The organism is Alkalibacterium iburiense (assembly GCF_039521845.1).
Lineage (GTDB): Bacteria > Bacillota > Bacilli > Lactobacillales > Carnobacteriaceae_A > Alkalibacterium > Alkalibacterium iburiense.
Genome location: NZ_BAAACW010000114.1, coordinates 1 through 10,449, shown reverse-complemented (window position 1 = coordinate 10,449; position 10,449 = coordinate 1). Strand labels below are relative to the sequence as shown.

At 38.6% G+C, this 10,449-nt stretch carries 11 protein-coding genes, 1 tRNA gene and 1 pseudogene; 2 read left to right on the top strand and 11 right to left on the bottom strand.

Features of this window, described 5'->3' with window-relative positions:
• The 5 genes from ABDZ53_RS09510 to ABDZ53_RS09490 form a co-directional block, all read right to left on the bottom strand.
• Positions 1-405: ATP-binding cassette domain-containing protein (locus ABDZ53_RS09510; RefSeq protein ID WP_343755921.1), on the bottom strand; the 405-nt coding region annotated here is incomplete at its 3' end.
• A gap of 26 nt (positions 406-431) precedes the next feature.
• Positions 432-1,214 (bottom strand): hypothetical protein, encoded by a 783-nt coding sequence (locus ABDZ53_RS09505; RefSeq protein WP_343755919.1) that lies wholly within the window; start codon positions 1,212-1,214, stop codon positions 432-434.
• Positions 1,207-2,088 carry an ATP-binding cassette domain-containing protein gene (locus tag ABDZ53_RS09500; RefSeq protein WP_343755917.1) on the bottom strand — a complete coding sequence of 294 codons (882 nt, stop codon included), beginning with the start codon at positions 2,086-2,088 and terminating at the stop codon, positions 1,207-1,209. The genes ABDZ53_RS09505 and ABDZ53_RS09500 overlap by 8 nt, the downstream gene beginning before the upstream one ends.
• A gap of 1 nt (position 2,089) precedes the next feature.
• Entirely contained in the window at positions 2,090-2,461 is a 372-nt protein-coding gene (locus ABDZ53_RS09495; protein WP_425541702.1) for a GntR family transcriptional regulator, read from the bottom strand.
• A 198-nt stretch (positions 2,462-2,659) separates the two neighbouring features.
• Positions 2,660-2,881 (bottom strand): CsbD family protein, encoded by a 222-nt coding sequence (locus tag ABDZ53_RS09490; protein WP_343755913.1) that lies wholly within the window; start codon positions 2,879-2,881, stop codon positions 2,660-2,662.
• Positions 2,882-3,195: 314 nt separating this feature from the next.
• Between ABDZ53_RS09490 and ABDZ53_RS09485 the strand changes: the two genes are divergently transcribed.
• Positions 3,196-3,969 carry a manganese catalase family protein gene (locus tag ABDZ53_RS09485; protein WP_343755911.1) on the top strand — a complete coding sequence of 258 codons (774 nt, stop codon included), beginning with the start codon at positions 3,196-3,198 and terminating at the stop codon, positions 3,967-3,969.
• Between the two features lie 174 nt (positions 3,970-4,143).
• Here ABDZ53_RS09485 and ABDZ53_RS09480 read toward each other — a convergent pair whose 3' ends face one another.
• From ABDZ53_RS09480 to ABDZ53_RS09465, 4 genes are all read right to left on the bottom strand, one after another.
• Positions 4,144-5,127 (bottom strand): aldo/keto reductase, encoded by a 984-nt coding sequence (locus ABDZ53_RS09480; RefSeq protein ID WP_343755909.1) that lies wholly within the window; start codon positions 5,125-5,127, stop codon positions 4,144-4,146.
• A gap of 190 nt (positions 5,128-5,317) precedes the next feature.
• Complete coding sequence (locus tag ABDZ53_RS09475) at positions 5,318-5,479, bottom strand: hypothetical protein (RefSeq protein ID WP_343755907.1); 162 nt, start codon at positions 5,477-5,479, stop codon at positions 5,318-5,320.
• Between the two features lie 176 nt (positions 5,480-5,655).
• A complete protein-coding gene (locus tag ABDZ53_RS09470) occupies positions 5,656-6,144 on the bottom strand; it encodes a LapA family protein (protein WP_343755905.1) in 489 nt (162 codons plus the stop codon).
• A 189-nt stretch (positions 6,145-6,333) separates the two neighbouring features.
• Positions 6,334-6,406: transfer RNA gene (locus ABDZ53_RS09465), tRNA-Val, on the bottom strand.
• A gap of 140 nt (positions 6,407-6,546) precedes the next feature.
• Between ABDZ53_RS09465 and ABDZ53_RS09460 the strand changes: the two genes are divergently transcribed.
• A complete protein-coding gene (locus tag ABDZ53_RS09460; protein WP_343755903.1) occupies positions 6,547-7,821 on the top strand; it encodes a hydroxymethylglutaryl-CoA reductase, degradative in 1,275 nt (424 codons plus the stop codon).
• Between the two features lie 220 nt (positions 7,822-8,041).
• On the opposite strand, the gene ABDZ53_RS09455 is transcribed toward ABDZ53_RS09460, so the two are convergent.
• Both ABDZ53_RS09455 and ABDZ53_RS09450 read right to left on the bottom strand, forming a co-directional pair.
• Positions 8,042-9,517 (bottom strand): glycoside hydrolase family 1 protein, encoded by a 1,476-nt coding sequence (locus ABDZ53_RS09455; protein WP_343755901.1) that lies wholly within the window; start codon positions 9,515-9,517, stop codon positions 8,042-8,044.
• A gap of 32 nt (positions 9,518-9,549) precedes the next feature.
• Positions 9,550-10,368, bottom strand: a pseudogene (locus ABDZ53_RS09450) (glycoside hydrolase family 113); the annotation flags it as partial.
• Positions 10,369-10,449: the final 81 nt, after the last annotated feature.

Below are 10,449 nucleotides of genomic sequence, written 5' to 3'. Positions count from 1 at the left end.
GCCCAGCCATTTATTTTTTAACATAAATGGCTGGGCTGATTTATTTAGACTGAGTTTTTTCCCAGTCCCTAGTTCATCTTTTGTCATACCATACAAGCTTCCACGGATTCTTAAGTTCTCACGGATTGTCAATGTGGGATCCAATAAGCTGTCTTGAAAAACAACTCCGATACTTTTCTTAATGTCTCCATCATTCTTACCCAATGTGTGGCCATTTAATGTTACCTCTCCCGCATTGGGTTTTAAAAGTGTACATAAAATATCAATTGTAGTGGATTTCCCTGCTCCGTTTGGTCCTAAAAAGGCAAAGAGCTGACCTTTCTTCACTTCAAAGGATATACCTTTCACAGCTTGAACTTCTTTATAGGATTTTCTTAAATTCTTGACTGAAAGTATAGTTTCCATTTTTTTCTCCTTTTTATTCATTCTTTCTATAATTTAATAGGCATTTTTTTCGTCAGCTGTCTCACAAACCAAAAAATCAGTGCAATACTGGCGACAATGACTAGAACGGCAAGAAACCACAACATACTCGGGCTACCTTCTAAGCTAATTTCTGGCAAGAATGGTAAAACATTGCCACTCCAAAAGATATCACTAGCCAATAGAAAGAGAATACCTAACAAAATAGTCCCTACTCCACCAAACAAACTACCCCTGTAAAAGCCTGTGCCTATCATCCAACCAATTGCGTAGTTTAATAAAGTTGATAGCCAGAAAGATAGAAGTGTGATGACCCATCGACTAAATCCTGATAAAAAGGATGTTCCTAATAGAAAATGAGTAGAAGACGTTTCTTCTGATAAAATGATAAAGCTTTCGATTAATCCCTGATAGTCCGTAATCGTCCAGTTAAACAGTCGAAATATTAAATGTTGAATGAGCGAAATAATCACGGTGAATATAACAAGTGTGAGAGCTCCGCCTAATGCGCCTATCACATTGCCGAAAAAGGTTTGCTTCCTTGTGACACCAAGCTGAATATACACAGGAAAGAAATAATACGCTCCAATAGCTCCCATAATAATCATATAAATGGATGCTGAGCTATACGAAAAGTTTAAAAAGTCTGAAACTGGTGCATCCAATGTTCCAAAAAAGATAAACATCAGTATATAAATGACAACGATTATCCCTAAATACCACAGATGAGCAAAACTAAGAAATTCTGTTACATCTTTTCCAATCATCCATTTTTTCTTTTGTTTATTCATGTGATTGTCTCTCCTCTGTTAAGTGATTAAAGAGTTGTTGCAAGGAAACCGGACTGATCTCCACATCATAACTCTCTGCTTTATCAACGAGCTGTTCTAGTTTTTCTCCAAATACGGTAACAGATTTGACATTACCTAAATGTTTTTCATTTATCTGTTCATAAGATGCAACTAGGGCATCTACTTCAGCTTTATCACCTGTAATTGTTATACCTTTGGAAACAAGTGATTCATACTCTTCATGGTAAAGTAATTGCCCTTTATGAAGAATCGCCACTTCATCAAACAAATACTCTGCTTCAGAAACAAGGTGGGTAGACATAATTATTAAACGAGGATGCTTAATTTGATCCTCTTGCAATTCCTCGTAAAAAATATCCCTTGACGGAGCGTCCATACTCAAGTACGCTTCGTCAAAAATAGTAATTGGCGCCCTGCTAGCTAATCCGCTTGTAACATTTAAAGCCGACTGCATCCCTTTTGATAATTCATTTACTTTTTTATCTAAAGGTAATTTAAATCGCTCAATTAAATAAGCAGCATAGTCGCTATCATAATTGGGAAGATAGCGACTCATAAAAGTCAATGTATCTTTTACCGTATCGCTTTCTTCTGTATAATCTTCAGGGTAAATGAAAACAACTTGTTCCATTTTGTCATCATTTTCAAAAGCTTCCTCACCATCAATCAATACTTGCCCATTCGTCGGCAAACGGTAAGAAGCTAATAAAGAAAGTAGGCTCGTTTTTCCTGCTCCATTCCTCCCAATGAGACCAATTGTTTTATTACTCATTAAGGATAGTTGAATAGTGTTTAAAATTTGAAAATCATTTTCCTTCAAACTGACATTTTTAAATTCTACTTTTGGTTCCATATTACTCACTTCCTTTTTCTTGTTTTAACATATTTGAAAGTTCTTCTTTTGTTATGCCTAGTTTTTCAGCTTCTACTAATAATGGGTGAATGTATTCTGCTACAAAAGTCTTTTTACGATTTTCTAGCAATTTCTCTTTTGCTCCATCCGAAACAAACATCCCAATACCTCTCTTTTTAAATAAAACCCCTTCGTCAACTAATTGATTAACTCCTTTTCCAACTGTAATGTGATTAATCTTGTAAAACTTAGATAACTGAGTTGTAGAAGGCGCCTGTTCACCTTCTTCAAGTTGACCCTTTACAATCATATCCTCCAGCCTTTCTCTCACTTGTATATAAATCGGCTTACTATCATCAAATGATTGAGGCAATACGCTCACCACTTTCTTCTTTGTTTGGTCATATGGTTATATACCTGTGTATATGAGTATATAGTGCATGAGAAAAGATGTCAAGATATTTACTTATATTAATTAATTTAGTTATTTTCAAAAAAATGAAAAACTCCCTATTAAGCTGTATACATTGAATGTACACAAACCCAATAGGGAGCTATGGTTTATTAAGATTTATCTTTTTCTCTTGTCTTTCTTATCATTATCAGTGAAAGATTCTTTGATTCCTTCAACTGTTCCTTCTGCCGAGTCTCTTGTATCATTTGCTTTCTCTTTTACTTTGCCAGACCTCTGCTCAGCTTTTCCTTTAGATTCTTGCTTTTTATCATTTACTAATTTTCCGGCTGCTTCTCTTGCTTTACCTTTTGCCTGATCCCATTTTCCGTCATTTGCCATTTTCAATCTTCCTCCTTTAATTATTCTCTATCTCAAATTGAGTATACAACAGACAAAATGACAGGTTCAACTGATTCGATTTGAAGCAGAACCAAGGCTTATTCTTTGTATTTCTTTTTAAGCCGTGGTAACTTTGGGTCGTTCTAAAAGGATTACTCATTGTAAATTGTTTCTGATGTTAAACTATTAAGAAAGAGAGAGGAAAAATTATGTTTAAACGTATGAACAAACTGCAATATAATGCTGAACCATAGAGACCAGATCCGTTGATGGCACGTCGATTACAAGAAGCGATTGGTGGACAGTGAGGCGAAATGACAGGAATGACCTCCTACTTATTCCAAGCATGGAATACAGTTGGGAAAGAAAATGATAAATTCAAAGATTTACTATTAGATACAGGTACGGAAGAAATTGGACACATTGAAATGCTAGCCAATATGATTAATTTGCTTTTAAAGGATTCTCCTTTAAATGTACAAGAAAGTATTTATAACAATAATGACGCTAAGATTGCTTCTGTATTAAGCGGAATGGACCCTAACCACGGAATTTTAAATGGACTAGGTGCTAATTTAAACAATCCAAACGGAACACCTTGGACAGCGGCCTATATGAGTGCAAGCGGAAATATGCTAGCAGACATGCGCTTTAATGTGACGCGTGAATCAATGGGTCGTCCCCAAGTGACTCGTTTATATCATATGACTGAAGATGAAGGCATTCGAGACATGCTGGCTTTCTTAATGGCTCGTGAAACGCAGCATCAACTGCAGTTTATTGAAGCAGCTGAAGAATTGGAGAAGCAATACGGTGTCGTCGTTCCTTACGGTACAAAAGATTTAGAGCATTCGAAGTTTAACCACACTGTTATGAATTTCTCTGAGGGAGAAGCTTCTGGAGAATTCTATGAAGGAAGAACTGCTAAAGATGGTGAGAAGTTTAAGTATGAAAAAGACCCAAGCCCTCACGGCGGCATGGGCAATCCTGCTCCATCCCCTGAAGACATTAGAAATACACAAGGTGAAATAACTATTGAACAAGGTAAAAAGCTGATTGAAGATCTCTCTCATCACGTAGATAGATAATTTTATCAAAGTAAAATAAGTATATTAAAAAGCACATTCCTCTTTAACTGGACAGTAAAGTCCAAAAGAGTAATGTGCTTTTTTGTAGGTTTTTAACAGAATTCATTCAGTATCCGCTAGGATTGAAACAACGTGTTTTTCATTCAACCCGCAACTGACCACTCCACTGAGTTTTTACCAAGCGTAAGCTTCTGGAGCATGACCTCCCGGACCAGGGAAGATTCTGTCCAGTTCTTCCATCACATCTTCTGAGAGGTTAATTTCAACAGCTTTGAGTGCCTGTTCCAATTGATCCATCGTTCTAGGACCAATAATCGGAGCTGTCACAACTGGGTTGGCTAACAGCCATGCCAAAGCGACATTCGGTTCAGTTTCTCCAATTTCTTTACATAGCTTAGAATACTCTTCTAATTGACTACGTTCCTGATCAGATAACTCAGATGCGCGCTGTTCACTTCTTGATCCGGGTTCCGGGTCGAGAATTTTTCCACTGAGCAAACCTCCGCCCAATGGACTCCATGGTATGACGCCAATACCCAAATCTTCTGCAGCTGGAAGGACTTCTAATTCTGGTAGCCTGCAGAGCAAGTTATATTTATGCTGCTCAGATACCAATCCTAGAAAATGCCGTTTTTCGGCTGCTGCTTGAGCAAGAGCTAAATGATAGCCGGCAAAATTACTCGACCCGATATAATAGGTTTTTCCCTGATTGACTAATGATTCAAATACACCCCATATTTCTTCCCAAGGTGCATGGCGTTCAATATGATGCATTTGATAAAGTTCAACATGATCGGTTTGAAGACGTCTTAGAGAGTCTTCCAAGTGTCGGTGGATTTTATATGCAGACAATCCGCTATCTTTATTCGGTCCATCCTTTTCATCTTCCATCCCACCATATACTTTCGTGGCCAGAACGACTTTTTCTCTTCGTCCGCCACCTTGTGCAAACCAGCGACCAATAATTTCTTCCGTCCGTCCTCTTTGATCCTTGCCGCCGTATACATTTGCTGTGTCAAAGAAGTTGATGCCTGCATCCAGTGCTCTGTCCATAATAGCAAATGCATCCTCTTCACTGGTATACGAACCGAAATTCATTGTTCCTAAACACAGCTTACTCACTTTTAACCCTGTTCGTCCTAAATAGGTGTACTCCATACTGTCGTTCCTCCTTAAAATTTAAATACCTTATAAACCTGACTAATTTCTTTCGTGTAAACCAACTGCGAACCCTTAGTTGTCACTAATTATACTATATCTCAAAAATAATGTATCCGCTATCACAATAGGCTCTCATATACAATAATTTCTAGCCTGAAGAATACCAAACTACTCACTTATCATTTGACTAGTCATTTCTTGAACGTCCCTTTGATTTTGAATGCTTTTTTCCATTATTCTGGTCTTTTTTTAGCTTTATATCGCGTTCTTTTAATTCCTTTCTAAATTCACTTAACGTTTTGCTCTTTCTTGAAGAAAATTTTTCTTTTATTTTCTTAATGAGAGACATTTTTATCCTCCTTCTTTTTTCCTGAGACTTTGAAATGATACACATCTAAATTATCATAAACCTCTTTTGGAAGGGTTAATAAAAGAAGCACCTAAACGTCTAATAGATACAGTTTATGGTGCTTCAAATGAATTATATGATGGTCCTGCTAGTCATCAGCTGGCGTATTCTATTTATTATCTTGGATTTAGTTTTGTTCTATCGTGATTGTTTTCTTCATGTACGTCTATTATTGTATGGTTTTCTTCAGGCACATCTACTCTAGTGTGTCTACTTTCAGGTCCTTCAACACTGGTTTCATTCACCGATTGGTTTCTATTTTGGTTTGAAGCTAACTGTGCATTTAATCGTTGGATTTCAGCTTCTTTTTTCTGTATTTCGATTTGAGCATCTGCATCTTGTCTCACTTTTTCAACCGATTCTCTCCTTTCTGCCTCAGCCCGGTCCATTTCTTCATCTTTATCTCTTAAAGCTTGTTTGTGTCGCTCAATGACAGCACTGGCTAACAGCCCGGCTATAACTATACCTAACAACAGTGTACCGACAATAACCAACCATAATGGGAGATCAAAACTTGTTAAATAAAGATTGAGCATGACCGTCTCCATATTTAAAAATGCTACGACACCCACTATCAACAATAAAACTATTGCTAATATAATCATTTTCCACTCCTCCAAGAATTATAATGGATTGCAACCGTTTTACAAGCTAATTATAATTCTTCACTATAGAAATAGATACTGATACGCATGAAAAGGTTGGCACTTTAGAGTAAGCAAAAAATAGCCTAATAATCTTGTAGACCAATAAATGGTCTATGATTATTAGGCTATTTTGTTAATTTATGTATATGGTCCCTACTGGGCTCGAACCAGTGACCCCTACCTTGTCGAGGTAGTGCTCTCCCAACTGAGCTAAGGAACCGACTTTATTTCACTTACATTAGTATACTAAATTTTTATGACATTGTAAACCTCATTTTTCTTCTTCATCACTCTTCGCTTTTCTTTTTCAAAAATTTCATTCATAATGAAGGAGAGATAATGTAGAAGGGTTCGATACAAATGGATACAAGTCAATTAGCAAAGTTCTATAAAAAAGATTTTCAGGAAAAAATACAGGCTTTACTAGATGCTGGTGTTATTTCAAAAGAAGACAGTCAGGCTTTATTAAATGAATCACTCAACTTGGAAAAAGGCATCGGTAACCATATGATTGAAAATTATATCGGTAATTACTCTCTTCCTTTTGGCTTGGCCATGAATTTCCTTATTGATGATAAAGAAGTGGTCGTACCCATGGCCATCGAAGAACCCTCAGTGATTGCGGCTGCTAGTTTTGCGGCAAAAATCATTAGTTCTGGTGGTGGTTTTTCAACGGCTGTCACAGAGAGAACAATGATTGGACAAGTCACTCTAAAAAATGTTCCGAATATTGATGAAGCTGTTAAGAGTGTAAAAATTAGGACAGAAGCTATTTTACAACGAGCCAACGAAGCTCATCCCTCTATTGTCAAAAGAGGGGGTGGAGCAAAGGATATTGAGATAAGAGTCTTGGATGAAGAAACACCTACTTATCTAACCATCCACGTGCATGTCGATACTCAGGAAGCTATGGGCGCAAATATCGTTAATACGATGATGGAAGGTATCGCGCCTTATCTTGAAGAAGTGACTGGTGGCACAGCTCTATTACGAATTTTATCTAACTATACGACAGAATGTATGGCCACAGCTACATGTACTATTCCAGTACGTAAATTAGCTACGGGAGACTATTCTGGAGAAGTCGTGCGGGACCGTATCATTGAAGCCACTCAAGTTGCTCGAATCGATCCATACAGAGCAGTGACTCACAATAAAGGGGTAATGAACGGTGTGGATGCTGTCGTCATCGCGACGGGAAATGATTGGCGTGCTGTATCAGCGGCCAGTCATGCTTATGCCTCTCGTTCAGGCCAATACCGCTCTTTAACCAAATGGGATAAAAATGATGCTGGTGATTTAGTTGGAACTTTAACTTTGCCCATGCCTGTTGGTGCTGTCGGCGGCTCTATCAGCATTCACCCCGGAGCAAAACTGGCTCATAAAATATTAGGGCAGCCTACTGCCAAAGAGTTGGAACGGATCATTGTATCAGTCGGATTAGCTCAAAATTTTGCGGCTGTTCGTGCTTTAATCACAGATGGGATTCAAAAAGGACACATGGGCTTACATGCCCGATCACTAGCCATTAGCGCTGGAGCGACGGGTGAACAAGTGCAACAGGTCGCAGACCAACTTAAAAAAGCACCACATATGAATTTGGCGACCGCAAAAGAGATTTTAGAACAATTATAAGCTATACCAGCAATTATCGACGTTCAGGTCTAAAGTCATAGCCTAAACGTCGATATCTGTTCGTTATAACTCCCTTCAGAGCCCTCTTCTTAGTGCGAACGTCTATATGATCTAGCTCTATCCTCTTTCAGAGCACCCTCTTCCTTACGAACGTCGATAAACAGATAACGGGACATAAAAAAGATTAGGAGGGTGAGCATATTGCTCCCCTCCTAATCTTTTATTCTTTAATGAGTTCGATATCGCTTGTTATATCGGTACTTTCCGGTTGAATGACTAATGACTCAATTAATTCTTCAGGCATATCATAAGCATTAGCGTCCGCTACTTCTTTAATCCAGTAGCCTGATTTTTTGATTGTTTTGACTTGAGTATGGATGTTGTTGGAAATGAATCCGTAACGGTTTCGATAAGCATTCATCCATGACCAGCTGTCGATAGGTGTCCACAAATGATAGCCAAAGCAGTTGGAACCTGCTTTGATGCCTTCTGATACCCAATATAAGTGCTCTTGAATGAATTGAATACGGTAATCATCTTCAATCATGCCGTCCTTGTTTAACCAGCGTTCCTCACGTGACACACCCATGCCGTTTTCTGATACAAACCATGGAATGTTGTTGTAATTATCTCGCACATTGATGGCAATGTCGTAAAGGGCCTTGGGATAGATTTCCCATCCCTTGTCCACGTTCATTCGTCTATTGCGTTTTTCATAAGAATCGTAGTACTTATTCGGCATCCAGTCCACGGTTAGACTATTGGGAGAGACCGTTGGCTGTTGGACACGGTTCGGGTGATAAAAGTTCACACCCAGTACATCAATTGTATTGTCGAGAATGATCTTTTCTTCTTCGATTGTCGATTCCCATAGCACGCCGTCTTTGTCTAATACATCTGTTAACTCTTTAGGAAACACTCCATGAATAGAGGGATCCAGAAACATTTGATTGCACCATAAATCGGCAAAGCGAGCGGCTTCTACATCTTTTGCTTCCAAAGTAGCCGGATAAGAAGGTGTTAGGTTTAAAATGATACCGATACGTCCCTTAGGATTCGTATTGACTTTTCTGAATTTCTCAATAGCTTTGGCTGAAGCTAAAACTAAGTTGTAAGCGACCTGAACGGCTTTTTTACCATCTCTCACTAATGGGTAGTGGAATTGGTATAAGTACTGCCCATCTACTACAACCATCGGCTCATTATGGGTAAACCAATCTTCCACTCGGTCGCCAAATAACTTGAAACATTGTTCAGCGAATTTAGCAAACAGATCCACGACATATTTAGATTCCCATCCTCCGTATTTATGATACAGTTCGGCTGGAATGTCAAAGTGATGTAAATTGATAACGGGACGGATGCCATTTTTAAGAAATTCATCAATTAAGTCGTTATAAAAACGAACACCATCTTCATTTAACGTTCCTTCTTCTAAATCATCGATTAATCGGCTCCACTGGATAGATGTTCTCACTGAATTTAAACCGATTTTTTTCAACATGGCAATATCTTCTTTAAAACTATTATAAAAGTTCGAGGCCGTATCAGGCCCTACATTATTATAAAAGGCATCCGGATCAATTTCATACCAGTGATCAAATACATTGGCATGCTTTTTATTAAACCTGCCCTCACTTTGAGGACCCGATGTGGCTGCCCCCCACCAGAAATCTTTTGGAAATTCAATTTTCATAACGACTCTTCTCCTTCACTATCCCTATTTTTCTATGAGACACTCTTCGCTTCCCTTTCGACTGATGTATAATAGTCGAAAACTACTTTTTCTGCTGGTTTCCCATAGAGTGCATAATCAGTATCGTGTTCTGCTTTATCGATGGGGTATAGAAGAGCTTTCCAGTCCCATAATCCAAATCCCTGAATCCATGGCTCTTTGGACGTGTGTTTAAACATATTTCTATACCAATCTTCTTGTTCGCTTAAGTCAATTTGTCCTTTTAAAGCCCAATCATTCGGTAACAGCTTAGACCCTTCCCTGCTTGGACAGCCTGCTTCACAAAAGAAGAAAGGCTTATTGTGCTCTTTGACTACTTTTTCAATTCGTGGCAGTTGTTCATCCCATGTATGAATCGGGTAGTAAGCTGACGAGGATATCACGTCTACTGCATCCCACCAAGTCACGTGGTCTTCTTGATATTTATCACAGTTATACGTAATAGGACCTGAATAGTGGCTTCTCACTTCTTTAATTAAATCACGCCACTCTTGTTCTCTCCGGTCCGTATTAACCATTTCACAGCCAATCACAAACATATCCGACTGTGATTCTTCCGCTAGTTTCGCATAATAAACAATGAACTCTGTGTAAGCTTTAAACCAGTCTGACCACTTAGGCTCGCATGGCACATCATGATCGAAGAAATTGATATGCGCACGCCATGTGCCGTCGCTTACATTCAGCATAGGCTTAAGGATGACTTGTAATCCTATGCTTTTGGCATATGAAACCATATTGAGAACTTCTGCATCGCCCAGTACTGATTCGTCTTTCCAGTTTATCGTTGTTGAATGGATGGTATCTTGTTCTACAACGACAGGTAAAAATCAAAACCACCAGTGTGAACTGGTGGTTTGCTCTGCGGCTGTAAGCCTCTCTTACCGGCCTCG